This window comes from Actinomadura chokoriensis (genome assembly GCF_039529475.1).
Classification (GTDB): domain Bacteria; phylum Actinomycetota; class Actinomycetes; order Streptosporangiales; family Streptosporangiaceae; genus Spirillospora; species Spirillospora bangladeshensis.
Window position 1 is genome coordinate 392,187 of sequence record NZ_BAAAMW010000001.1, and the last position, 23,780, is coordinate 415,966.

At 69.5% G+C, this 23,780-nt stretch carries 19 protein-coding genes; 1 reads left to right on the forward strand and 18 read right to left on the reverse strand.

The genetic code is table 11. The features are described 5' to 3' along the window. Nucleotides 1–17: 17 nt before the first annotated feature. From ABFX46_RS01885 to ABFX46_RS01910, 6 genes are all read right to left on the reverse strand, one after another. Complete coding sequence (locus ABFX46_RS01885; protein ID WP_346039584.1) at nucleotides 18–749, reverse strand: hypothetical protein; 732 nt, start codon at nucleotides 747–749, stop codon at nucleotides 18–20. Then, nucleotides 746–5,176, reverse strand: a complete 4,431-nt coding sequence (locus tag ABFX46_RS01890) for a fibronectin type III domain-containing protein (RefSeq protein ID WP_346039585.1) — start codon at nucleotides 5,174–5,176, stop codon at nucleotides 746–748. The genes ABFX46_RS01885 and ABFX46_RS01890 overlap by 4 nt, the downstream gene beginning before the upstream one ends. Next, nucleotides 5,173–7,446 (reverse strand): geranylgeranyl reductase family protein, encoded by a 2,274-nt coding sequence (locus ABFX46_RS01895; RefSeq protein ID WP_346039586.1) that lies wholly within the window; start codon nucleotides 7,444–7,446, stop codon nucleotides 5,173–5,175. The genes ABFX46_RS01890 and ABFX46_RS01895 overlap by 4 nt, the downstream gene beginning before the upstream one ends. A gap of 20 nt (nucleotides 7,447–7,466) precedes the next feature. Beyond that, the gene (locus ABFX46_RS01900) at nucleotides 7,467–8,093 is read right to left on the reverse strand and encodes a hypothetical protein (protein WP_346039587.1); all 627 of its coding nucleotides are present in this window, start codon (nucleotides 8,091–8,093) and stop codon (nucleotides 7,467–7,469) included. A 78-nt stretch (nucleotides 8,094–8,171) separates the two neighbouring features. Further along, on the reverse strand, nucleotides 8,172–9,215 hold the full coding sequence (locus ABFX46_RS01905) for a polyprenyl synthetase family protein (protein ID WP_346039588.1): 1,044 nt from the start codon (nucleotides 9,213–9,215) through the stop codon (nucleotides 8,172–8,174). A gap of 13 nt (nucleotides 9,216–9,228) precedes the next feature. After that, nucleotides 9,229–10,590: a chymotrypsin family serine protease gene (locus ABFX46_RS01910; protein ID WP_346039589.1), complete on the reverse strand. Its 1,362-nt coding sequence runs from the start codon at nucleotides 10,588–10,590 to the stop codon at nucleotides 9,229–9,231. Between the two features lie 444 nt (nucleotides 10,591–11,034). On the opposite strand from ABFX46_RS01910, the gene ABFX46_RS01915 reads away from it, so the two are divergent. Beyond that, on the forward strand, nucleotides 11,035–11,733 hold the full coding sequence (locus ABFX46_RS01915) for a hypothetical protein (RefSeq protein ID WP_346039590.1): 699 nt from the start codon (nucleotides 11,035–11,037) through the stop codon (nucleotides 11,731–11,733). A 7-nt stretch (nucleotides 11,734–11,740) separates the two neighbouring features. Here the strand turns inward: ABFX46_RS01915 and ABFX46_RS01920 are convergent, their stop codons facing one another. The 12 genes from ABFX46_RS01920 to ABFX46_RS01975 all read right to left on the reverse strand — a co-directional run bounded on the left by ABFX46_RS01920 (nucleotide 11,741) and on the right by ABFX46_RS01975 (nucleotide 23,779). Beyond that, nucleotides 11,741–11,992, reverse strand: a complete 252-nt coding sequence (locus ABFX46_RS01920) for a hypothetical protein (protein ID WP_346039591.1) — start codon at nucleotides 11,990–11,992, stop codon at nucleotides 11,741–11,743. Between the two features lie 281 nt (nucleotides 11,993–12,273). After that, complete coding sequence (locus ABFX46_RS01925) at nucleotides 12,274–13,101, reverse strand: hypothetical protein (RefSeq protein WP_346039592.1); 828 nt, start codon at nucleotides 13,099–13,101, stop codon at nucleotides 12,274–12,276. Nucleotides 13,102–13,310: 209 nt separating this feature from the next. After that, nucleotides 13,311–14,126: a hypothetical protein gene (locus ABFX46_RS01930; RefSeq protein WP_346039593.1), complete on the reverse strand. Its 816-nt coding sequence runs from the start codon at nucleotides 14,124–14,126 to the stop codon at nucleotides 13,311–13,313. Between the two features lie 115 nt (nucleotides 14,127–14,241). After that, entirely contained in the window at nucleotides 14,242–16,395 is a 2,154-nt protein-coding gene (locus tag ABFX46_RS01935) for a hypothetical protein (RefSeq protein WP_346039594.1), read from the reverse strand. Between the two features lie 108 nt (nucleotides 16,396–16,503). Then, on the reverse strand, nucleotides 16,504–17,166 hold the full coding sequence (locus ABFX46_RS01940; RefSeq protein ID WP_346039595.1) for a hypothetical protein: 663 nt from the start codon (nucleotides 17,164–17,166) through the stop codon (nucleotides 16,504–16,506). 382 nt (nucleotides 17,167–17,548) lie between these two features. Further along, on the reverse strand, nucleotides 17,549–18,100 hold the full coding sequence (locus ABFX46_RS01945) for a hypothetical protein (RefSeq protein WP_346039596.1): 552 nt from the start codon (nucleotides 18,098–18,100) through the stop codon (nucleotides 17,549–17,551). Nucleotides 18,101–18,112: 12 nt separating this feature from the next. Next, a complete protein-coding gene (locus tag ABFX46_RS01950) occupies nucleotides 18,113–18,901 on the reverse strand; it encodes a hypothetical protein (protein WP_346039597.1) in 789 nt (262 codons plus the stop codon). A gap of 20 nt (nucleotides 18,902–18,921) precedes the next feature. Continuing rightward, nucleotides 18,922–19,515 carry a hypothetical protein gene (locus ABFX46_RS01955; protein ID WP_346039598.1) on the reverse strand — a complete coding sequence of 198 codons (594 nt, stop codon included), beginning with the start codon at nucleotides 19,513–19,515 and terminating at the stop codon, nucleotides 18,922–18,924. Further along, nucleotides 19,512–20,069: a hypothetical protein gene (locus ABFX46_RS01960; RefSeq protein ID WP_346039599.1), complete on the reverse strand. Its 558-nt coding sequence runs from the start codon at nucleotides 20,067–20,069 to the stop codon at nucleotides 19,512–19,514. The genes ABFX46_RS01955 and ABFX46_RS01960 overlap by 4 nt, the downstream gene beginning before the upstream one ends. Continuing rightward, nucleotides 20,066–21,316 carry an MlaD family protein gene (locus tag ABFX46_RS01965; RefSeq protein WP_346039600.1) on the reverse strand — a complete coding sequence of 417 codons (1,251 nt, stop codon included), beginning with the start codon at nucleotides 21,314–21,316 and terminating at the stop codon, nucleotides 20,066–20,068. The genes ABFX46_RS01960 and ABFX46_RS01965 overlap by 4 nt, the downstream gene beginning before the upstream one ends. A 1-nt stretch (nucleotide 21,317) precedes the next feature. Continuing rightward, nucleotides 21,318–22,541 carry an MCE family protein gene (locus ABFX46_RS01970; RefSeq protein WP_346039601.1) on the reverse strand — a complete coding sequence of 408 codons (1,224 nt, stop codon included), beginning with the start codon at nucleotides 22,539–22,541 and terminating at the stop codon, nucleotides 21,318–21,320. After that, a complete protein-coding gene (locus ABFX46_RS01975) occupies nucleotides 22,541–23,779 on the reverse strand; it encodes an MCE family protein (RefSeq protein WP_163062425.1) in 1,239 nt (412 codons plus the stop codon). Before ABFX46_RS01975 ends, ABFX46_RS01970 begins: the two co-directional genes overlap by 1 nt. Between the last annotated feature and the right edge of the window lies 1 nt (nucleotide 23,780).

Sequence of the window (23,780 nt, forward strand, 5' to 3'; positions counted from 1 at the left end):
TCGGCACTGGCGGCACGTCATCGCTTGTCGTCTTTCCTCTGGTCGTCGTCCCGTTCAGCGAGTCGTCGGAGGTTCTGGCGCACCTGCCAGGCCGTCGCCGCCATGCCCACGATGTTCGGATCTCGGCGGGTGAGGAGCTGCGCAATCGGCGTATCGGGCGAGTGGCGCATGACCGTCTCGGTCAGCCTCTCCTTATCCAGCCGCCAGCCTTGGATTTCCTGCGACACCAGCGACGGCTCAGCCGCCAGCCGGTGAAGCCAGGGACGAAAGAGCGCCTCGTTGAACTCCTGTTCCGCAGCGGTCGGCGGCGGCAGTTCAGGTGGCCTAGGCAGGCGGCCCATTCGGGCAGTGACACCGGCTTCATTGAGCTCGACTCCCGCGTACCCTTTCAGGCCGCCGTGGTGCACTATCCGATCGAAGGTCACGATACGATCGATCCATGACCAGGGGATCAGTTCTGGTTCAATGTCCTTGCCGCTGTAGCCGAAATAGACGCCGCGGGCGTCCACCGCGAACGAAACCTCACCACGGCGCACCGATCTCATGACGAAAAAGGCGAGTAGCGCGGTGAACCCGCCGAACCCCATTAGTGCGAGGCCCGCCCCGAGCCCGGGTTTCCGAATGGTCTGATAGAGCACGAACACGTCCACGGCGCCGAGGATGACCAGGATCGGCAAGTTGCTGCGCCAGGTCTGACGCGCGATATACGCGCCTTCAGTGAACTCGTCGGGAAGGTCATCGGGTCTCATGAGCAGCACTCCCGTGCCGGCCGCACGGGCGGCAGCAGCACCGATGCTCGGCGGGCCGGCGCGGGCTCTCCGAACACGGTTGAGGAAGGGGTCACGGTCACCACATCGATCGGGATGATCGAGTCGCCGGGCTCGACACCCGCACTCGGCTCGGACGGCAGGCCCACCGCCGCGTCGTTGAGCGCGTAAACGGTGAAATGGTACCGCTGGTACGGCGACAGGCCGTCGAGGACGGCGTTCGTCACGTCCCCGCGCACATAAGTCGTGGTGGTGGCCGGGCTGGTCACGATCGCGTACTCGCGGACGGGCAGCGGTCCCGGCCGTTCGGGCGGGGTCCAGGAGACGGTCGCCGACGCGGGGCCGGGGACGCCGGTGACGCCGCGGGGTGCGGACGGGCTGATTCCCGGGTCGGGCCCGTCGGCCGCCGGGCTCACGGCGGCCAGGGTTCCGGCTCGGCACAACACGTAGACCAAGGCGGTCGCACTATAGCCCGCGCTGGTGGCCGTGATCTCCGAGGTACCTCTCTCAGATGAGACGAAGCGGCCGTTGGCATCGATGGTCCCCGGCCCCGAGGTGACCTTCCAGGTGACGGGTCCCGGCGGGATTCCAGCGAAATTGGCCGTGAAGGCGACCGGCACATTGACGTCGGTCTCAGTACGTGCGGGCTCGACCGTGAGCCCGATGAACGGCCCGCCGGCGTGGAGCAGGGTCCAGAAGAGGTTGATGAGGCGGTCGAGCCGCGCCTCGCCCTCGCCTAAGAGTTTACTCAACCGGAAGTACGCATCGACCCGGATACCGACTCTCACCTCCCACCAGGGATTCTGTGTGGTGTCCGCCTTCGCCTCGATGTACGGGCCGACGCCTATTCCGGGACCGCCGGTCTCGTCGAAGATCAGCGTGAACTCCGCCAGCACTGCGGCATGGGCGAGTGCATCGAGATAGAAGCTGGCATGGACTCCCTTGTTGGATCCGTCCCTGTCGATCTTCTCGAAGTGGAGGCCCGTGTCGTCCTTCCAGATGTGCGCACCGACCTCCCGATCGTGTTGCAGTGCCACGGTCACACCGCCGGAGTCCTCGATTCTGATGTCGAACCGGAGGTTGAAGGTGGGTTGCACCCAGAGCGGCGGTACGTAGTAGAGCAGTTTGCGGCGAAACTTTATCTTGGCAAAATCCTTGCTGATCTTGAGTTCGGCGCCGATGCCCAACTTCACCCGGTATTCGTCTGCGTAGGCCAGCGACAGGTGGGAGTCCATATAGATCTTTCCTGCAGACACCCACACTCTCGGACGGATGTGCGGGGTGAAGGTCCACCACGCTTCCACCTTGCCGACCCGTCCCTCCGAGTCCGGTTCGGTGGCGTAGGAGAATTCGAGCACCAGGCTGCCATCCCGAATGCCGACCGATACGCCTCGCGGGGTCACACCGCCTGAGGGCGCGCCCTGGTCGACGGTCTTCCCGCGGATCGTGGGGCGGCGAATCCGCACGCCGGGGCCCAGCGCCTCGAGTTGAGGCGTGTCGTCTGCCCCTAGGAAGGCGTCCATCGAGAACCCGCCGTCGGTCACTGCCTCGTTCAGCGCCGCCTGGCGTGCCGACAGGATCAGCAGCCCCGCCCGCCGGGTCACTCCGGTGATCGTGCGGAAGACGCCGTCAGGAGCCTTGCCTGTGGGGGTGATCACTACGATGGAGCCGACGGTGAGGGCGGCGACCTGGGGTGTGGGCTCCTCGAAGTAGAGAGTCCCGTCCTTGTGGGCGGCGCGCAGGGTCTTGACAGACGCCTCCGACAGCACCACCAGCGGATTCGCCGTTACCGTCAGCTTTGGGGTGAGCGGGTCGGTTGCCGCACTCGGCTGTCCCGCCCCGTGGGTGTTGGCGGCGCGGACGGTGAAGGTGTACTGGCTTGCGGGATCCAACCCGGTCATGGTCGCGGTCGTACCGGTCGTGGTCGTGGTCGCCCCGCCCGGCGAGGCCGTGACGGTGTAACCGGTGATCGGTGCGGTGCCGGTGTCGCTGGGCACCGACCAGTTCAGCGCCACCGAGCCGGTCGCGGTGACGCCCGCCTGTATCTCTCGCGGGGCGCCCGGCGGCCGCGCCGCGTCCGGTACGACATCGGCCTGCTCGGACGGCCTGCTGTCGCCGGCCTTGTTCGTGGCAACCACCTTCACCAGGTAGGCGGTGCCGTTCGTCAGGCCGGTGATCGGAGCCACGGTCGTACCAGCGGGCACGTCCACCGCGTGCCCCCCGGGCTCGGCCGTCAGCTTGTAGCCCGTGACAGGCGCTCCGCCGTCGGGGGGCTCCACCCATTGGACGTCGATCCGTCCGTCCAGCGGCGTCGCCAGGAGACCGGCCGGCGGCAGCGGGACGTCGGGCGCAACGGGGGTGACCGGATCGGAGGCCCGCGAGACCGCGTAGCCGAAGTCGTTGATCGCGGCCAGGGAGAAGGTGTAGGACTCATCGTTGGTCAGGCCGGTGATCGTGGCCTCGGTCTTGTCCGGCTCGACGGCGGTGAGCTCCCCGCCCGGGTTGGTGATGACCCGGTATCCGGTGAGACCGGAGGCTCCGGTCTCCGGCGGGCTCCAGCTCACCCGGACCGCGCCGTCCCGCGGGAAGACCTCGGTGATCAGGGGTTTGCCGGGCGCCCGCGGCGGCTCGGGGGCGATCAGGTCCGAGGGCGCCGACGCGGGACCGGTGCCGATGCCGTTGGTCGCCGTGACCGTGAAGGCATACTGTGTTCCGTTGACGAGGCCGGTCACCGTGGCCTCGGTCTCGTCGTAATGGGTGCGCACGGTCTCGCCTCCGGGCGCGGCGGTGACGGTGTACCTGGTGATCGCATCGTCACCATCATCGGCCGGCGCCTTCCACGACACCTTGATCTGGCCGTGGCCAGGGGTTCCGGTGACGGCGGTGGGCTGGCCGGGCACCCGGCCCGCCACCGGCGTGATGGCCGCGGATGGCGCAGACGGCGGACCGGTCCCGACGAGGTTGGTGGCCGTGACGGTGAACGTGTAGGCCCGGCCGTTCTCCAGCCCGCGGACGGTGGCCGTGGCCTCACCGGACGTGGTGGCGGTGGCCCCGCCGGGAGAGGCGGTGACCTTGTATCCGGTGATGGGGGAGCCGCCATCCTCGGAGGGCGGCTGCCAGGTCAGTTGCACCGCCTGGTGCCGGGGGACTCCCGTGACATCGCCGGGAGCCCCCGGTTTGGTCGGCCCGGTGTAGTACACGAACACGTCGATCTGCACCGTAACGGCGGGGCCCGCGTTGCGGACGTTGATCGTACCGTTGTCACCGATCTTGGCCGTGGTGTAGCCGCTCGCAGTCGCGCTCCCCGCGTATTCCACCGTGAGCGCGTCGTTGACCATCACGGCGTAGCAGCATGTGCCGGCATTGCCCTTGACGATGACGTTGATGCCCACCGCCCAGACGCCGGGGTCCGTGGGGACACCCCCCTTGCCCAGCGGCGCGAAGGTGTGACTGCTGTACTCCCCGATGCTCACGTTGGTGGCGATCCGGGTCGGCTGCAGAGGCCGAGCGACCGCGCCGGTCCTGGTGGTCGAGGGCTTCACGTAGTAACCGGCCACGTCGACGTAGATGGTCGCCGCGGCCCCGGTGGCACTGATGGTCACCTCGCCGTCGTCGCCCACGGGGACGATCACGAAGTTCCGCGCCGGGTTGTTCCCGCTGAAATCCAGGTTGGGCAGGGCAGGTCGGGCGGTTCCCGAAGGGTAAAACGTGATCTTTCCCGTGCCCGACGAGCCGGCGTTGACGGTGACCGCGATGTGAGTCACGGAGAGTGAGTTGGGAATGCCGCCTTTTCCGAGAGGTCTGAAGGTATACGTAGCACCGGCTTCAATATCGGTCCTTCCGAGGAGGGAGGATCCCGGCAGCGCGACGTAGACGCTCCCGGCCGCGGTACCGGCCTGCGAGAGCGTGTATCCGTACAGATCGGCATAGACCCGAACAACACCCCCGCCGCGGTTGGCGATCTTGACCTGGCCGTCCGTGCCGACCTTGGCGGTCACCAGGTTGTGGACGTAGATATCGCCGCGATAGGCCGACGCGACCGCCCCCGGCTCGGCCGCCCCGGAGGGGAACACCACGAGAGAACCGGCTGCGCTGGTGCCCTTCGATGCCAGGTTCAGCGCGACGGTGGCCACTCCCGATGCCGGCACGCCGGCCACCCCCGCCACCTTCACCGTGGCGGTCGCACCGGCGGCGATGTCCAGTGGGCCGGCCGCCCGACCCCGTACCGAGTAGAACTGCCCGGCCTGCGGGGACGCCGGGTCGGCGGCCTTCGCCGCGAGGGCCGGCGATCGCGGCGCGGCCGCCGCCCTGCCGCCGCTGCCGGCCTGGTCGGCGAGCACGGTCGTCAGCGAAAGCGCCAGCGCCAGCGTGAGGCAGCGGGCCAGAAGGGGGATGAGGCGGCGTTTCATGACTGTGCCCTTCGTGCGTGAACGCTGGTCGGGTCGGTCCGCCCTGGGGTGAACGCGGGGTCCGCACCGCCCGCGTGGCGCCGCACCTGCTGCGCAATGGCGGCGAGGGAGTCACGGGCAGGGCATGGGGGGACTCGTTCGAGGGCTCGCTCAGCCTCGTCGACGAGTTCGCGGATCCAGCCGCGGGTCTGCTCGAGCACGGTGGTCGTGCCGATCAGGCGGACCAGTTCGGCCGCCCGGTCGGCGCGGGTGCGGGTGTCGCCCGCGAAAGAGTGAACCGCTTCCAGCCGCGACCCGAGATGCACCCGTGCCAGCCGGAAGGGCGCGCACGGGGACGCTTCGTCGAGATCGGCCAGCGCATCGCGACCGAGCTGATCGGTGCCGCCGGACAGGCGGCGGTCGTCCTCCAGGAGCTGGACCGCCAGGCCGATGCTCCGGCCGTACGCACCGAGGGCCGCGATCACCTCCTCGGCGGCCCCGGCGGCACGGGCGCCGAGCTCACAGGAGGCGGCGGCCAGCGCGGCGAGCCCCGACCGCGACGACAGCTCCAGCCACCGGCGTGGCTCGGGCGGCGTACTGAGCCGGTGGGCGGCCAGCTCGCGAATCCGGCCCCGGCACGCCTCCTCGACGGCAGACGCGACCTGTGCGGCCAGCTCCGGGCTCGTGGTCGCACAGAGCGCCAGCGCCCGCGCGAGCAGCAGGTCGGAGGAGAGGACGGCGAAGGTCGTCCCCCAGTTCGGCCCGGCGGGGGCGGCCGCGGCGGGGTGTACGTCCACGCTGGCGGCGGCCAGCACCGCCATCGCCGCGAGGTCGGCCGCAGCCGCCAGCGTGATCAGACGATCGGATGCCGTATCGGCCCCGGAGGTCGCGCGGGGCGCACCGCCGCCGTCGCTCCGGCAGCGCGCGGCGAGCAGCACGAACAGCGCCGGACGCGCGAGGACATGCTCGTCGGTCGTCATCGAGTGCAGCCGCGCCAGGAAGGGCCAGTCACGGCGGACCGTGTCGGCGAGGATCTCACTGGCCACGACCAGCTGGGACCCGAGGCCGAGCCCGGGGCGCAGGCAGCCGCGCAGGTCGGCGGACACTGCCTGCGCCCGTGAGTCGATGCCGGGGCCGGGGGAGAGAGTGGTGCGCCGGACCAGGGCGAAGATCGGCCGGTCGGACTCGAACGTGTCCTCAAGGACCCGCCACGCGAGCCGGTGCCGGACGGCGGCGTGCCGGCCCGTCTCCAGATGGCCGCTGAATCTGCGGGCCAGGCATGTCGCGTAGGCCGAGAAGTCGTCCGTCCGCCCGGTCTCGAGCCCGGCGTCGATGGCCTCCGCCGCGATCTTGCCTGATTCGAGGGCGAAGCTGATGCCCTCCCCGGTCGCCGGGTTGATCATGCCGGCCGCGTCTCCCACCAGGAGCAGCCCCGGCGCCCAGGACCGCTCCGGCACGAAGCCGGTGCACAGGGGGGCGCCGCGCAACGGTCCGGTCTGCCGGGCGGCGGCGAAGCCCGGCAGGTTGGTACGCAGCTCATCGGTGAACCCGGCGAACATGTCGGCCAGGTTCACGCCGGGCTGCCGCTCGGCGACGCCGACGCCGACGTTGATCCGATCCGGACCCATCGGGAAGATCCAGCCGTAGGCGGGAAGCCGCGCCCCGGTCGCCGGATGCGCGAGCGGCATGACGAAGCGCAAAAGGTCGTCGAGCCCACCCGCCTCCTGGAGGTCGAAGTACGCGCGGACAGCGTATCCGTACCGGCCTTGCCGCCGCCCTTCCCGCGTGGACCGCCTGGCCAGGACCGAGGTACCCCCGTCCGCGGCCACGACCACGGGGGCCTGCAGGACACCCGCCCCGCCGGCGATCTCGACCCCGCGAACCGCGCCGGCGTCCGTCTGGACCAGCCGCGCCACCCGGACGCGATCGCGGAAGTCGGCACCGGCGCCGACGGCGCGGGCGACGATCGCCTCGTCCAGCACGGCGCGCGGGACCACGATCCCGTACCCGTCGTCCCCGTAGCGGAAGTCGCGTGTGCTGCGCCGGCCCTTCGCGCCCATCGAGACGCTGAGCCCGCCGATGACTCGGGTCCCGCCGAGATCGGCGAGCACGCCCATCTCGGCCAGCAACCGCACACCGGCCCGGGTGACCGCGTCACCGCAGGGCTTGTCGCGCGGGAAGGCGGACCGGTCCAGCAGGATCACCCGCCTGCCGCGCCGCGCGAGATGGTACGCGGCCGCCGCCCCGGCCGGACCGGCTCCCACGATCACCACATCCGCGTCGTCCATCATCGGCTCCCGGCCATCTGGGCTCAGCTCGCCTGCTGCAGGCAGGGCACCGACTTGTTCCCGGCCCGTTCGGGGCCCCGCATGCGGCCGGGACCGCGCTGTTCGGGCAGCACCCGGATCAGCCGGGCGTACAGGCGCCCGGCCGAGTACGCGTCCACCGGCCTGGACTGCTCACCGGCCAACCCGCTCACGGCGAGACCGATCGCGGAGGTGAGCGGCCTCTCCTGCGGTCCGGTGAGGTGCTCTGCCAAGCGGACGGCGCGGTCGCGGGTCTCCCGTGACGAGCGCCCGACGGCGCCGAGCACCTCGGTGACGGCGTCGAGCGCCGCATCGATCTCCGTGCGCTCAGCGGTGGTCGCCTTCGCATACCAGGCGACGATTCGCTCCTCGGCCGTCGTCACATCGCTTCCGCGGTCAGAGCCCCGCAGGCCGGCCACGGTTTCGGCCACCGCTCGGTAACTGAGCCGCCGGGCACCGGCCAGGGCGTCGGTGACCGTGCGGCCGGACGCGGCCGGAGCCGCCGGCATCGCCGCGGGGAGGCCGACCGCCGCCGCGGCGCCGAGGATCCCCAGCCCGGCTGAGCGCAGGAATCCGCGCCGGGTCTGCGTCCGCGCACCGTCCACGGAACGGGGCGTGTCTCGTCGGGGCATCTTCGTCGTCTCCGTCCTGCTCCTCGGTTTGTCGGTGATCCGTCCTCGCAGAACCTGCCGCGCCTCCAGCGGGCCGGTTCAATGTCGCCGGAGCACCACGTACTGCGGCAGCCGTATCAGGGACTCCTTGGCATCCGAGTCGGCCAGTACGGCGATCTGCGCCACGGCCTCCTGCCCGTACCGGTGCGCGACCTTGACGGCCCCGGCCACGCCTCCGGCGGCGATGACCAGGTCCCGTACCTCCGCTTGAGCGGCCTCGTCCAGGGCGTCCCGCTCCAGGATCCGCCGGAGCCGGTCGGCCTCCGCGGTCTTGCGCTGCAGCGCCAGCAGCACCGGCAGCCCGTAGACCCCCTCGCGCAGGTCGATGCCCGGACGCTTGCCGAGACCGCCCTCGGCGGTGATGTCGAGCGTGTCATCGGCCGCCTGGAAAGCCAGCCCCAAGCCCCGGCCGTACAGCCCGAGGGCGTCCGCGGTCTCCCGGCCGGCGCCGGCCAGACGAGCGCCGACCCGGCAGGAGAGTTCGAACAGCGCAGCCGTCTTACGGGCTGCGATCTGGATGTACGAGTCGAGCCGATGGCCGACGTTGTAGGCGTTCTCCGCCTCCTGGAGTTGCCCCAGCGCGAGGGCCAGCGCGCTCTGGCCCGCCCAGCCGGCCAGCCGCCCGTCCAGTTCCACGAGCATTCGGATCGCGCGCGCGAACAAGAACGTGCCCGCCGTCAGGGCCTCGGCGTCGCCGCGCAGTGCGTTGACGGTGGACGCGCCGCGCCGCATGTCGGCCCGGTCCATGACGTCGTCGTGATAGAGCGCGGCCACATGCAGAAGCTCGATCGCCGCGGCAGCCGTCAGCAGATCGGCGTCCTCGGCGGCGGACTCGGAGCCGGCACCCGGCGCAGGGGCCCCGACACGTGAGGCGGCCCCGGCCGCGGTGAACAGCAGTGCCGGACGCACCCGCTTGCCGCCTCGCCGCACCAGATGTTCCGCGACCTCGGACAGCCGTACATCGTCAGACCGACTGAACGTCACCAGTGTGCCGTCGAGGGACGACAGCAGATCGTGCGCCCGACCATAGGTGAGCCAGCCGAGGTCCGGGCCGGACGAACCTCCGCCGGGCCGGGAACCCATGTGCCCACCGCCTTCAGGCATAGGGATCGGAGATCGAGTCGGACGCGGCGGCGATCTCCCTGATCCGCTGGTACAGCGTCTCGTCGTCGAGCAGCGCGATGAGCTCGCGGCCGTTCTTGCCGAGCACCCTGTCCCGGCAGAGCTCGAACACCTCCTGTACCGCGTCGGCCTCCTCGGGCAGCATGTACTTGCGTGCCCTGTTGATGGCGTCCTGAGTCTCGGTCACATGCTGCTGAGTGACCCGGATGTCGTCGCGGTCGGGGGCGTAGAGCGCCACCTTCACCTCGCTGAAGTACTGGCCGTAGACCGCCTGGACGAAGGCGCGGTCCTCCTCCGGGACCTCTCCCTCGTATCCGTCCTGGACTCGGGTGACCAGGTTCTCTTGATTCCGGTTGTCGAAGAACGTGTCGATGACCCAGCGCCCGGTCAGCGAATTGGCAAGGTATTTGTCCCGCGCGTACCGGATCGGCTCCCACTCCTGGGACCACGGCACCCCGGTGAACTCCTCGGCCGCGGCGAGAAAGACACATCCGCAGTTCATCGTGGACACGGCCCCCGACCCGCCCCGGCACACGATCGACCCGGAGTCACCCGGGCAGCTCATTCCGGTGACGGCGATCTGGTTGTCGAAAAGGGCCGAGCTCCCATCGCCCATGTTGATCTCCAACATGACGTCGATGTCCACGATCCGGCCGGTGGTGTACTCGCTGGTGCGGCCGGTCTTCTGCACCGGTGCCCCGGGCGGCTGCGCATCCTCGGGCCGGACGGCGGACCGGGCGCCGGCTCCGGCCGTCATCTCCACGTTGAGCCGTGCGGCGACCTCGTTGATCGGACAGAGAAAGGTCCGCGTCTCCACCCCGTCGAATGACTGCCCCGCGAACAGCAGGCCGACGGCCGGCTGCTCCCGGCTCGGCCGGGTCATGTCGCCGCGCACGTCATCGACGACCGCGCAGTCCACGTCGAGATCGGCCACCGCGCAGTCGACGTAGTTCGTCCCGCCGAAATCGATCGGCACGAACCTGGTGAGCCTCGCGATTATATTCTCCGGCGCCTTCGGCAGGTCGGCCGGCCCGGGCTGGTAGATGGGGTCTCCGGCCACTCCTCGATTGATATCTGCGAGCACGTGGTTGTTGGAGAGTATGGACAGCCGGTTGCCGTTCGCCTTGTCCAGGACGTAGCAGCCGAGGGTGCCGGCGGTGATGTTGCCATGGCCGATGCTCAGGCCGGCGAGCGCCGGCCGTTCGCGATCCCGGTACTCGTGCGCGTATATACGGCCCGTCTCGACGACATCCGTCTCTATTCGGCTGCCGCCGACCGTCACCGACCGCGGCAGAACCTGCGCCTTGGCCAGTTCATCCTCGGGTTTCTTGCGCACCACGTAGATGACGCACGCGGGGGTGTCCAGTCGTTCGCCACCACGCCTCGGAGCACCGAATGCAACACCGACGACATTGGGGTCGCGGCCGTGGCGGGCCCAGATTCTCTTCTTGGCCTGGGCCGCCAGTGGCCGTGCTTTTCGCCAGTCTTCTGGTCTGGTCATGCCATTGTCCCGATAACCTGCCCGCCCTCAAGATCAATCGGTCCCATGTGCGCCACGGTCAACCTTTCTTTGCTCCCTGTCAAGGGCATCGAGCACTGGCACAGATGGCCGGAAGTGGACGCAGATTTTTTTGGACGCCGGCGCTACTCTCAAGTAGACAGAGGTCTCACCCAAAAAGCCAAGACCCTGATGTGACCAAACCGGTACAGGTGCTTACCATGCTCAAGACGGCGAAACAGCCCCAGTCAACGCCGCCCGCCTTTCTACCGGCGGCATGATATGTACAGTACTGCGATTGCGCAATTACGTAACGCAACCTTCGGGCAGTTGCTCACCGGAAAGCCGCTCCTCCTCACCGCGCTTGCGGGCACTCTCGCTCTCACCCTGAGCTCAGGAACCGCCGGCTACAAGGCCGCGGAATCCAATCTCACCTGGAGCGTCCCGCTCAGCGGGGTCTCGACTGCCGTCAACAGCCAAGTCTTCATCGGTACTGCCGGGCCGTGGTGGGCCCAATGCGACAGCGTGAGAGCGAAGGTCAGCGCTAGACGCGGAACCGGTCTCTCCGGAAACGGCATCGTCTCCATCGACAGCGTCGAGTTGAAGAATTCCGCAAACGCCCGTGGCGCGTGCACCGCGCCGCAAGGCTACGAGGTGACCATCGTCGCAGCGGGTCTGCCCTGGAAGTTCAACGCTCGCGCCTACGATGCCAGGACGGGCATCACCACCGGACGGGTCTCTGGCATCACCATCAACGCAGAGGTCTCCAACGGCTGTCACGTCACCGTCACCGACTCACCGGGCGACTCCGGCGGAGTCGATGCCACATACGATAACTCCACCGGCGAGATCACTGTCTTTGACTACACTCATCTGAGCGTCTCAAGCTTTACTGGCTCGTGTTCGCTCCAAGGCAGCGACCAGGTCGTCATCGGTTGCACGTTCAGACTGGCGCCCTACGGCATCATCAGGAGCCCCTAGCCTTGACTCAATGGCCTCCGGACCGGAGGTCGATCGACCCGCTGAGGTGCCTCTTCAGAGGTACTCCTTCAAGCGATTCCGGTATGTCGAGCCCGGACAGGCTCCTCACGTATACGACGATCCCCCAGATCCTCGGTCCCGTCCTGCCGCCGCGATCCACCGCGGTTATGCCCGTTCCCACCACACCCTTTTTTCGCATGAGCTCAGCACGGTGCCGGTCGAGCACCCGCTTCGCCGTCGCGTACTCGACACCTGTCACGGGCCCGCCCCTCGTCGATGCCGTCGTCATGCTCGTCGGTGGAATCCCTCTCGCCGTCATGCCCGTCGTCTCGCTCGGCGCTGGAGTCGGATGGGCCGATCCCCCGGGACTATAGTCTCCGCCGCCTGACCCGCATCCGAAAAGGGAGACCGCCACGGCCAGCAGGCCAATGATTCTCATCAGCACAACAGTCACCTCCGGACACGACGGTCCGTGGTGTCCGAGCCCTTCGGGGCGTGCGCGCGGAAGGGTGCCGCGCACGCCCCGGACCGTCTCGTGGGCTAGGAGCCGAGCGCGGTGTAGGACTTGGACGCGATGTACTCGTTGAAGACCATCGCGTTCTCGCCGGGGTCGGACGGGACGCCGGCCTGCGAGTTCACGATGGCGTTCACCAGGCCCCAGTCGAGGGCGCAGTCCTGGGCGCCGGGGACGCCGAAGGTGTTGTCGACGTGCTTGGCGGACCGGACCACCATCGGCAGTTCGACCTTCACGATCTGCGCGGCCTCACCGGTGAGCGGCTCGACCCCGGCCGGCGGGCTGGTGGTGCCCGTCGTCAGGTTCAGCACGATCGGGTTGCTGTCGCTGCCGATCAGGCACTTCCCGCCCAGGAACGGGTTGGTGAGGCGGATCTTCAGACCGAGCTTGATGCGGTAGTCGGTGCTGGGCGGCAACTCGAACACGCCCGCGAACTCGGGCTTGGCGTACACCGCGCTGAGGATCGGGTCGCCGAAGATGCCCGGCTGGACCAGCATCTTCTCCGAACGCATCTGGCCGAACACCGGGGTGTTCTTGCGCTCGGTCGGGTTGTACTGCGTGGCGAACGTCATCCGGATCGGCGACGTGATGTCCTGGTCGAACTTGCCGAGCTGGAACTTCCCGCTCGTCACGACCGTGCTGAAGCACACCGAGCCCGCGTTGGTGTAGCCGGGCAGCAGCGCCGGGCAGTCACTGAAGTCGAACGTGGCCGGGATCGGGTCGGGGTTCAGCGCCGGCAGCGCCGGGGCCGCCTGGGCGGGGGCGGCCACCGCGGCCATCGCCACGGCGGTGGCCGCGCCGGCGAGCGGAAGCGCCAGCCGGGCGACGCGCTTGGTCTTCTTCGCGGACCGCATGTCCATTTCCTTTCGCGAACTACGCTTCTTCACATCCGCGTCGGCCCTGGCGAAAACCGACACCCCTGGTGACGTGTGTGATCGTGCCTGCCCTGGGGGTGGTGGCGGGCAGGCACGACCCACCTCCGGGCACGACGGCCCGAAGCCTCAGAGCCCTCCGGGGCGTGCGCGGGGAAGGGTGCCGCGCACGCCCCGGACCGCCTCGTGGGCTAGGACCCGAGCGCGGTGTAGGACTTGGACGCGATGTACTCGTTGAAGACCATCGCGTTGTCCCCCGCGTCGTTCGGGAGGCCGGCGACCAGGTTGACGACGCTGTTCACCAGACCGCCGTTCAGCGCGCAGCCCTTGGCGCCCGGTGCGGGGGCCGTGTTGTCCACGTGCTTGGCGGACCGGACCACCATCGGCAGCTCGACCTTCACGATCTGCGCGGCCTCACCGGTGAGCGGCTCGACCCCGGCCGGCGGGCTCGTGGTCCCCGTCGTCAGGTTGAGGGTGATCGGGTTGCTGTCCGAACCGATCCGGCACGAGCCCCCGAGCAAGGGATTGATCAGACGGACCTTCAGGCCCAGTTTGAGCTTGTAGTCGGTGCTCGGGGGCATCTCGAACAGGCCCGCGAACTCAGGCTGCGCGTAGACGGCGCTGAGGAACGGGTCACCGAAGAGGCCCGGCTGCACGAGCATCTTCTCGGCCCGCATCTTGCCGAACACCGGGGTGTTCTTCCGCTCGGTCGGGTTGTACTGGGTGGCGAACGTCATCCGGATCGGCTGGTCGATGGTCTGGTCGAAGTTGCCGAGCTTGAACGTCCCGCTCGTCACGACCGTGCTGAAGCACACCGAGCCCGCGTTGGTGTAGCCGGGCAGCAGCGCCGGACAGTCGCTGAAGTCGAACGACGCCGGGATCGGGTCGGGGTTGAGGGCGGGCAGGGCGGGCGCGGCCTGCGCCGGCATCGCCGAGGTCAGCGCCATGGCGGTGGCCACGCCGGCCAGCGGCAGCGCCAGTCGAGCGACGCGCTTACTCTTCTTCATGGACCGCATATTCTTTCCTCTCGAATTACGGTTCTTCACGTCCTCATCGGCCTGGCGAAGCCGACGTTGCCGAACTGCTGGGCTGCTCTCCTCCTTTCCGGTCGCCGTCCATGTGTCACCAAGCCCGAACGAAGGTCTGCTTCGGACTGAAGGTGAAGGTAGGTGAGAGAATCAGCTGGCGCGGGCTCGCGGGATCGAACCCGGGCACATCGGTGCAAGCGCTGGAATCGAAGGTGTAGAGCCTGATGGCCGTCTCGGCCGCTCCCCCGTCCTTGGGGACGAAATATGTCACCTTCGCGGGGACTTCTGCATTCTTGCGCACGGGGCGCGGGCCGCTTCGATCGATGTAGACGGCCTCGAGGCCCATCTTCAGGCAGCCCTTCTGCCCGCCGCGCTCGACTTCGAGGTTGAGCCCGGCCATCTCGAGAGATACGGCGTCCCCCACGATGCCGTCGATGCTCAGGGTCAGGGGACCGTTGTTCGTGACGGTCACGGGCTCGACACCAGCTGCCGTGCGCAATTCGCAACCGGACAGCCTGATGTCCGACGTACTCGCTATGTGCAGCCTTCCGGTCCAGTGCGCCTTGGGCAGATCGAACCCGATCGAGAACGAGTCGCAGACGATGGAGGAGGTGGGCACCGAACCGGGGATGGTGAACTGCTTCGACTCGACGACCCATCTGCCACCGGGCTTGATCGTGTAGGTCTCCGGCGGCGGTTCGGTCTCCGAGGTGCAGTCACTCGGATCCCGAGTCGCGGCGCACCACTTGCCGGCGTCCACCTTGACGGTGTTCCCCCCGCCGGAGATGGCGGCGCTCAACAGCGGGCTGAGATCCTCTCCAACGCCGCAGCCGGAGAATTGAGGAATGTTCACCGTTCCCGTGAAGGTGGATCCTTCGCTGACGTCGACGCCGCCCCTCGTTATGCTGCCCAGGTCGCTTTTCAGGAAAAGTACCGTCGGGGCGGTCTGGCACGACTCTCCCATTCTCAGCGGAGTGCCGTTCACCTGGACGTCGTTCACCTTGACCTGGACGAACGACCTGGACCAGGCGACGTCATTGGGCAGCCAGTCGGGAGTCGGCAGACTTCCGTTGCTGCCGAGGTCGTTCCGGAAGTTCCCGACGACTCGCCCGTCCGGTCCGCTCCCCGGCGGCTTCACCTGGCGGACGGACGTCGCCGCCAGAGTCGGCATGAAGCCGAATCCCAGGGCTGTGGAAACACTGCGCGCTTCCTTGACCATGCTGTAGGAGCGGTGCTGAATGTAGTTCGTACTGGGCACCGGCGGACGGCTCTTGAACGTAACGTATTCCACACCGCGCCGCAGAAGTGTTTCCGCTCCGAGCGGGCTGGATGCGTGCAACTTCTTGATATCGGTGAACCCGGAGGCCCGGATGCAGAATGCGCCGACATCCGCCGGCCTCGCCTCCAGCTCGTCCGGATCGCTCCCCGGTGTGATCACATAGGACGGGTAGTCCCCGCCCGGTTCTCCGTCGGCGCCCCACAGTTTCAGCCGCGGATCCTGGTTGAAACCCCATGTCTTTCCGTCCGCAGCCGGGATCACCTCGCACTCCGGGTTGACCTCGGGAGCGGCGGCGGCCGAGAGGCCGTTCGCGGGCAGGGAGTTCCGTGCCCCCGGCGCCGGTGCGGCCCCCTCCTTCACCGGAAGCCTTCCGATGACGCCGTCGCCCTCCGGAGCGCAGGTCACCTGCCGCGGCTCCTCGCCGGTGCCGGTGCTGAGCGCCAGTGTGAGTCCGCGCACGGTCCACACCAGGTCGCCGGCCTCGGCCGGCACCAGTGACGGAGCCGTCGCCGTCCCGCCGAGGTTGACCGTGCCGTCCTCGACGGCCAGCGCGGAGGAGGCGTCGAACGCGACGTCCGACCACGCCGCGTCGGTGCTGCGCCCGTTCTGCGTCACCGTGACCGCGAGACGGGCGGCGCCGCCGACGTTCACGGTCGGCCGGCCCGGTGCCGCCGTCACGGGGGCTTCGCCGGGCCGGTCACCGGCGCGGTCCGGCAGCATCGCCACCGGCACCGCCAGGCTCAGCGCGATCTTGCCCATGCTGACCTGCTCGCCGGCCCGCCCCTCCAGCGAGCCCGGCGCGATCACCGCGGCCTTGACCTTGGTGGTGCCCGTGGAGCCGGCGCAGAGGAAGGTCAGCTGCGCACTGAGGTCGGCGTGCGCGGGCGGAACCGCGCCGGCGAGGCCGGCCGCGGTGCACAGTCCGGTGAACACGGCGCCGAGGCCGAGGGTGCGAGCTTTCCACTGCATGGGCATGGACCTTCGTGACGTCATGGGGGCGGGGCCGCACCTCGCGGTGGAACGAGGTGCGGCCCACTCTGGAACTCGCCCGGCGGCCGGCTGCCGCCCGGCGTTCGATCAGTGACCGAGGTGGATACCGGGGGCCGTGCCGTTGATCTGGAAGACCCCGTCGAGGAAGATCTCGTCACCGGGCTGGATGAGCGTCGGGTCGCAGTTCTGCTCGGTGCCCGACACGAACGAGTGGACGATGAGGTCGCCGCCGGTCACCCAGAGGCTCCCGTCGCCGTTGTCGTAGTTGCCCTCGATGGTGCCGGTGCCGCCGCCCGGGCCGGTGATGTTGGCCTTGCAGCCGCTGCTGTCGGTGAGCTGGGCCTTGATGCCCGTCAGCGTTCCCGACACCACGTGGTTGGCGTCCTCGGTGTCGGCGTTGAGGTGCCACGGGAGGTTCTGCGCGTCCAGTGCCGCGGTGAGCGAGCCCGGGGCGACGCAGTTGCCGTCGGGCGTGGTCGTGTCACCGAAGCTGATCCCGCTGACCGAGGCGATGTTGGCGCCGGTCGCGTAGGAGCCGTTGGTGGTGCTGCCGGACGCGCTGGCGGTGTCACAGGTGACGGTGGCACCGGTGTTGAGGTCCTGGGCGATCAGGATGCCGACGTTGCTGGCAGTGAAGGAACCGCCGTTGGTGACATTCCAGTTCGCGGCCAGGGCGGGGGTGGCGGTCATGCCGATGGCCGTTGCGGCGGCTGCGGCCGCCAGTGCCACGTTTCGGGTGAGCTTGCGCATTTCAGTGGGTGTCCCTTCGTGGGGGGGGAGTCATACTCGTAGGGAAACTGAACTGCGGTTTGCGAGGCGGGCCTCCTAGGAGCGGGAACCGGAGGATGAAACCCGGCCGGCGTCCACCAGAACCTGCTGGACGGATCCGACCCTGAGACCACCCCGTCCCATCCGGTTTGCAAATATGAACATACGCGCCCGAACCGGACTTATCAATATCCGACCAGGGATTCTCTTCGGCAAAAAATCCGGTTCTTTCAAATTGTCACTCAAGGCGCGATTCAATGACATGTGACATGCTCGGCGCTGTCAGTCGGTGATAACCCGCGGGATCCCCACCCCTGCATTGTGACCAGGCATAACACGGGCACTACTCCCCGTTGCGGCCGAGTCAGCCGGCCAGCGGGTCAATGTTTCCGATCCTCCATTTACCATTGATTCGGACGGCGTCCACGGCGATGACGGCGGCCGAGTAGGACGTCTGGTTCTTGTCGGTGCGCGTGTTGCGCTGGTCCGCGAAAACGAGGAGCCGCGCCCGGTCTCCGGCCAATGACTTGACCGCGGAGTCGGTGACCGTCGTGGTAAGGACCTGCTTCTGCTCCGGTGCCTGCCGGTGAACCAGCGCGAACAGCTGCTCGTACTGCTGCACGGCCTTTCCGGTGAGCACTTCCCGTGCGGCCTTCTCGGTTTTCCCCACGTCCGCGTAGTTGTAGGAGAACGCGGTGTTGACGGCGGAGGTGATCTGTCCCTTCACCTCGCTCGTGCCGGCATTGTCGGTCAGTGCGCCGTTCCGGGCGGACGGAGCGCCGGTCAGATCGCCGGCCTCCCCGTGCAGCCAGGCGGCGCCGACGCCGAACGCGATCGTCAGTGCGCCCAGGAGGACGACGAGGCGGCCGCGGCCCCCGCCGGGGACCGTGCGCCCGAGGCTGCTGATCACTGCCATGAGTCCTCCTCGTCAGGGGGTTCCGGTCGGGGCCTGGCCGAGGGCGGACAGCTTCCAGCCCGAGGAGGTCCGGGTGAGCTGTCCGGCGAGCCGGCGCAGGTTGCTCGACGGCCTCCCGTCGGCGCGGGTGATCGTGATGCGGACGGCCGCGATGACGGACGCCTTCCCCGCGCGGGTGTCGAGTTCGGTGAGCGCCGACTCCGCGATCGCGGCCGTACTGATCGTCTTCGCCTTCTGGATGTCGCTCGTGAGCTGGGTCCGGCCCTTGGCGATCTCGTCGTAGAGCTGGGCGGTCGACGAGTCCTGCCAGAGCTTCAGGCCCGCGTCCACGTTCCGGTAGTCGAGGGTGTTGAGGTTGACGATCGCCTGGTCGGCGGCGGCGAGCACCCGGTCGCGCTCGGCCGCGTACCCGAGGGACTCGTCATGGGACGCCGAGTAGTAGGCGTAGCCGAACCATGCGCACACCAGAGCGGCGATCACGGTCACCGCCAGGGCGACCCTGACGAGCGGGTCTCTGGAGAGCGGCCGGGACGGCTCCGGCGTCTTCTCGGCCGACGTCTCCTCGGCCGGCGTCTCCTCGGCCGGCGTCTCCTCGGCCGATGCCTCCCGCTCCGGCGTCTCCTCGGCCGATGCCTCCCGGTCGGGTGTCTCCCGTTTCGATGTCTCCCGGTCCGGTGTCGACTGGTCCGGTGTCTCCGCGTCCGCGGTCCCGGCCTCGGCGTCGTCGGTCCGGACTCCGGATTCCTCCGGCCCGGCCGCGGACTCGCCGGCCGCCGGGTCGGCGGTTCTGATCTCGGTCACCTGAACTCCACCCCTTTCCTTCAGGCGGCCCGAAGGTCGCTGATGCGCCAGCCGTGGTCTTCGCGGGCGGTCACGATGAGCTGCGCCGCGACGGGCGCGCCGGCGGGCTTTCCGGCACGGGTCGCGCTCTGGTCGAGGAAGACGATGAGGACGGCCTTTCCATCGCGGGACAGGTTGATCAGCCCCGCCTTGGCGACACGGGTCGTCAGGGACAGCTTCATCAGCGGCGCCTGCCGTTTCACCTGGCCGAAGAGCTTCTCGTAGTCGGCGGCGGCACGCCCGGTGAGGACGGCGCGGGCGGCCCGCTCGGTGGCCGCCGGGTCGGTGTGCGCGTAGCTGAAGATCCGCGCGACCTTCGCCGACACGTCCGCGACGACCTCCGCGGTCCGGTCCGCGTCGACGAGTGCTCGGTTGGCGGCCGGTGAACCCTCGCTCCGCCTGTCGGCCCAGCCGTCGACGGCGAAGGCGGACAGGCAGATCGCCAGGGCGAGGGCCACCGGCCACCCCAGCTCGGCGACCCGTCTGGCGGCATGGCCGAAGGGGCGCCGGGCGGTCTTCTTCTTCCGGGGGATCGGGACGCGGCGCGCGGGCCGGTCCTGCTCGGTGACGCTCACGGCCCGCTCCCCCCCGGCGTCAGCGGCTTCAGCGAACTGACCTTCCACACGCCGCCGACCCGCCGCATGCCGGCCTCGTAGCGTTTGCGCTGCTCGGTGCCCTGCGCGGCGTCGCCGGTGGGATCGGTGAAGACGCGCACGGAGGCGATGACGGTCGCCTCGCCACCGGACCGGTCGAGCCGGGTGACGGCGAGCGCGGTGACCTTGCCGCGCGAGCGCGCGGCCTGGTCGGCGACCTTCGCCCGCGCGTTCGGCATGTCGCGTTTGAGCGCCTCGTAGAACGGGCCGGTGGCGACGTCCAGCCAGTGCTGCAGGTCCAGGTCCGCCACCTTCGGATCGACGCTGTTGAGGAGTGCGAGGTCGCGGACGGCCGTGCGGCTCACCTCGTCCCGCGCGGTGGCCAGATCGTGGTCGGCGCCGCGCCCCGACCGGGCCAGCGACCACAGCGACACGCACAGGAGCGCGGTGGCGGCGGCGATGAGGACGTACCCGGCCGGTCGGATCCAGCGGATCACCCGGACGCGCCCGCCCGGTGTCGGCGCCCCGCCGGTCACCTCGTCCCCTCCAGACCGAGGAGCGCCGCGAGGCCCGCCGGCGACGTCGGCTGCGCCGGGCTCGACAGGCCCAGCGAGTCGAGGAGGTTCGCCTGCCTCGGGCCGCTCAGGGTGCCGGGTCGGGCCGCGGCCGGGACGCCCTTGCGCGGTGCGTTGGCGGAACCGCGCACGTTGATGCCGGTGCGCGGGCTTTCGGCGCAGTGCGCATCGGTGTTGAACGGGGGCGGGGCCGACAGGTCGAGCCCGTCGCGGTACTGGGTCCCGCCGTAGCCGCGCGTGCACGGCTGCGGGTTGAAGAACGTGTTCACCAGGCCCAGCCGGATCTCACCGCCGGCCACGATGGTGGAGCCCACCCCCGCGACCTTCGGAAGGTTGGCCAGCAGCTCCTCGATGGCGGCCTGGCGCGGCTCGCCCACGCGGGCGGTCGTGAGCAGGTTCGCCAGCAGGACGCTCAGGCTCGGGTCGAGGTCGTGGAGCAGGCCGGACATCTCGTTCGCCGCCCCCGGCCCGGCCGCGATGACCTCGCGCAGGTCCGTGTCGGAATCGCGAAGCTGCCGCGCCAGCAGGCTGGAGTTGGAGGCGAACGATTGGAACGCCGCCGACATCTCGTTCTGCGTCCGCAGCACCGCCTCCCCGTTGTGGATCAGCGCACGGGACTCGGGGAACGCCGCATCGGAGGCCGACACGAACCGGGCGCTGGTGTCGAGGAGCTGCTGGAGGTGCGGGCCCTGCCCGGCGAACGCCAGCCCCAGCTCGTCGATGAGGATCTTGGTGTCGTTCAGCGGCAGCGAGGCGGCGAGGTCGTTGACGCTCTTGAGCGTCTCGTTCACCGGTGCCGGGACGGTGCTGGCGCTGCGCGGGATCGTGGTGCCCTGCGCCAGGTAGGGCGCCGCCTCCGCGCGGGGGCGCAGGTCGACGTACTGCTCGCCGACGGCGGAGCGGTTGGCGACCACCGCCTGGAGGTCCTTCGGGATCTTCGGGGCCGAGCCGTCGATCCGGAGTTCGGCGATGACGCCGTCCTGGCTGAGGTCGAGCTTGCCGACCGTGCCGACGGTGACGCCCCGGTACGACACCGCGGACCCCTCGAAGAGGCCGCCGGTGTTCGCCAGGTCGAGCCGGACGGTGTAGTAGCCCCGCTGCCCGACATAGCGGCCGAGATCGGCGTAGGTGGTCCCGATGTAGCCGACCACCATCAGTGCGATGACGATGAACGCGGCGATCTTGACGCGGGTGACGGCGGTGAGCATGTCAGTCTCCCTCCCCGAGCGGCGGCAGCGGCAGGGCGGGCCGGTCGCCGGAGTCGTCGTCCGGGGGCGCCACCGGAGCCGTCGACCCCGGCGTCGACGGCGCGGTCGCGGCTCCGGTCTCGGCGCCGGAGCCGACGCCCGGGCACGGTGTCGGCAGCGGCCCGGAGAGGGGGGCCGCCGCCAGAGCACGGGCCTGCGCCCGGTTCTGCTTCTCCGCTGTGTCGCCCACCGGCGGGATGACGCAGTTGCTGCTCTCGTCGGCGACGACGGTCAGGTAGCCGTTCAGGTAGTCGCCCTTGACGGCCTTGAGCGCCTCGTCCGTGAACGGATACGTCAGCAGCACCTCGAGCGACTTCGGCAGGTCCCGGCCCGAGTCGGCGAGCTTGCGCAGGATGACCGACAGCGCCCGCAGGTTCGCGACCGTGTCGTCCTCGCTGGCGTTGATCGTCTTGACGGCGACGTCCGACAGCTTCTCCAGCCGGCGCAGCATCTCGACGAGCTGGCCGCGCTGGTCCTCCAGGACCTTCAACCCCGGCGACAGGTCGTCCAGGACGGTCGTGACCTGCCCGTTGCGGGCCGAGACGGTCGACGACAGCCGGTTGAGGCCGTCCAGCGCGCGGACGATCGACTGCCGGTTGGCGTTCAGCGTGCTGGTGAGCGTGTTGACGTTCTCCAGCGCCGAGCGGACCTTGTCCTCGCGGCCGTTGAGCGCCAGGTTCAGCTCCTTGTTGATCGTCCGGATCTGCGGGAGCCCACCGCCCGACAACAGCAGCGACAGTGCGCCGAACACCTCCTCGGTGTCGGCGTTCTTCGTCGTGCGGGACACCGGGATCACCGAACCGTCCGTGAGCCGCTGCGGGGACGGCGCGGTCGCGGGCGCGGCCAGCTTGATGTACTTCTCCCCCAGCAGGCTCGACTGCTCCAGATTCGCGGTGGCGTTGGCCGGCAGGTGCACGTCGCCGTTCACGATGAGCGTCACCTCGGCCTGCCACGCCCCCTTCGGCAGCGCGACCTTCTTCACCCGGCCGACCGGGACGTCGTTGACCCGGACGGCCGCCTGCGGGACGAGGTTCAGCACGTCCTCGAACTGGACCTTGACCGTGTAGGGGTGGTCGCCGAGGTCGGCGCCGCCCGGCAGCGGGACGTCCTCCAGCCGCACCGAGCAGCCCGCCGCGAGGACGGTCACGGCGGTGCACGCCGCGATCACGAGTCGGGGCATCCGCATCAGCGGCCTCCCTCTCCGCCGGGGCCGGCATAGGTCTGTCCGGCGGGCGGCAGCGGCAGTGCCGGGACGTCGGCCGTCCGCCCCGGCGGGACGGCGACGAGCCCGTCCTTCTCCAGCCGCTCGCACTGCTCCCGCAGCGTCCTGGTCGCCGAGGCCGCCACCGCGCAGACCGGACGCCGGTCGGCGGCGGGCGGGTCGACGCCCGGCTGGCTGGTGCTGCCGAACGCCTTGGTGATCTCCAGGAGGTTGCCGCGGGTCATCAGCGAGCGGGTCTTCGGGTCGTAGGCGTTGAGCGCGTTCTGCGTCAGCAGCGGCGCCGTGTCGAGGATCTCGGCGAGGGACGCCCGCTGGTCGACGAGGACCTGGGTGACGTCGGCGAGCTTGCCGACGTTCTTCTTCAGCGCCTCGCGGTTGTCGCCGATGAACCCCTTCACCTCGGCGAGAGCGCGCGCCAGCTCCCGCAGCGCCGCGCCGAGCTCGTCCCGGTCCGCGGCCAGGAACCCGCTCACCTCGGCGAGCTGGTTCTCGGCCAGCCGGATCTGCCCGTCGTTCGCCCGGAGCATCTTGCTGAACTCGTTGAGGTTGGCGACGGTCGCGTACAAATCTCCGCTGGAGTCCGCCAGCGTCTGGGACGCCTTGCCGAGGTCGGCGATCGTGGTGTTGAGCGCCTTACCGTTGCCGCCGAGGTTGGCGGCGCCGACCCGGATGACGTCCGACAGCGCGCCCCGGGCGTTGAGCCCCTGCGGCCCCAGGTCGCCGGAGAACTTGCGGACCGCGTCGTAGAGCTGGTCGAGCTCCATCGGCGTCGCCGTGTCGGCCACGTCGATGGAGCCTCCGTCGGCCATCTTCGGGCCGCCGCTGTAGGCGGGGTCGAGCTGCACGTACCGGTCGGACACCAGGTTCGGCGCGATCACGATGGCGCGGGCGGCGGCGGGGACGTCGACGTCCTCGTCCACCTTCATCTCCACCTTGACCCGGTCGCCGATCGGCTCGATGCTCTCGATCGACCCCACCTTGACGCCGAGGACCCGGACGTCGGAGCCGGGGTAGACGCCGATCGCGGTGGCGAAGTACGCGGTGATCCTGTGCGTCGGCCCGCCCCCGAGAAAGGGGACGAGCGCGACGGCGACCAGCAGGACGAAGATCGCGACGAGCGCCTGGACCACCCGCGTCCGGTGGTCGCGGATCGGCGAGCCGAGCTTCGGCAGCCTCACCGTGCGCGTCGTGGGGGACGCCATG

What these genes read in the sequence shown, in the direction of transcription:
- ABFX46_RS01890 (WP_346039585.1), bottom strand. Translation starts at nt 5,176, where the DNA reads ATGAAACGCCGCCTCATCCCCCTTCTGGCCCGCTGCCTCACGCTGGCG.
- ABFX46_RS01930 (WP_346039593.1), bottom strand. Translation starts at nt 14,126, where the DNA reads ATGAAGAAGAGTAAGCGCGTCGCTCGACTGGCGCTGCCGCTGGCCGGC.
- ABFX46_RS01940 (WP_346039595.1), bottom strand. Translation starts at nt 17,166, where the DNA reads ATGCGCAAGCTCACCCGAAACGTGGCACTGGCGGCCGCAGCCGCCGCA.
- ABFX46_RS01965 (WP_346039600.1), bottom strand. Translation starts at nt 21,316, where the DNA reads ATGCTCACCGCCGTCACCCGCGTCAAGATCGCCGCGTTCATCGTCATC.
- ABFX46_RS01975 (WP_163062425.1), bottom strand. Translation starts at nt 23,779, where the DNA reads ATGGCGTCCCCCACGACGCGCACGGTGAGGCTGCCGAAGCTCGGCTCG.
- ABFX46_RS01905 (WP_346039588.1), bottom strand. Translation starts at nt 9,215, where the DNA reads ATGGGTTCCCGGCCCGGCGGAGGTTCGTCCGGCCCGGACCTCGGCTGG.
- ABFX46_RS01935 (WP_346039594.1), bottom strand. Translation starts at nt 16,395, where the DNA reads ATGCAGTGGAAAGCTCGCACCCTCGGCCTCGGCGCCGTGTTCACCGGA.
- ABFX46_RS01945 (WP_346039596.1), bottom strand. Translation starts at nt 18,100, where the DNA reads ATGGCAGTGATCAGCAGCCTCGGGCGCACGGTCCCCGGCGGGGGCCGC.
- ABFX46_RS01895 (WP_346039586.1), bottom strand. Translation starts at nt 7,446, where the DNA reads ATGATGGACGACGCGGATGTGGTGATCGTGGGAGCCGGTCCGGCCGGG.
- ABFX46_RS01900 (WP_346039587.1), bottom strand. Translation starts at nt 8,093, where the DNA reads ATGCCCCGACGAGACACGCCCCGTTCCGTGGACGGTGCGCGGACGCAG.
- ABFX46_RS01925 (WP_346039592.1), bottom strand. Translation starts at nt 13,101, where the DNA reads ATGCGGTCCGCGAAGAAGACCAAGCGCGTCGCCCGGCTGGCGCTTCCG.
- ABFX46_RS01885 (WP_346039584.1), bottom strand. Translation starts at nt 749, where the DNA reads ATGAGACCCGATGACCTTCCCGACGAGTTCACTGAAGGCGCGTATATC.
- ABFX46_RS01915 (WP_346039590.1), top strand. Translation starts at nt 11,035, where the DNA reads ATGTACAGTACTGCGATTGCGCAATTACGTAACGCAACCTTCGGGCAG.
- ABFX46_RS01970 (WP_346039601.1), bottom strand. Translation starts at nt 22,541, where the DNA reads ATGCGGATGCCCCGACTCGTGATCGCGGCGTGCACCGCCGTGACCGTC.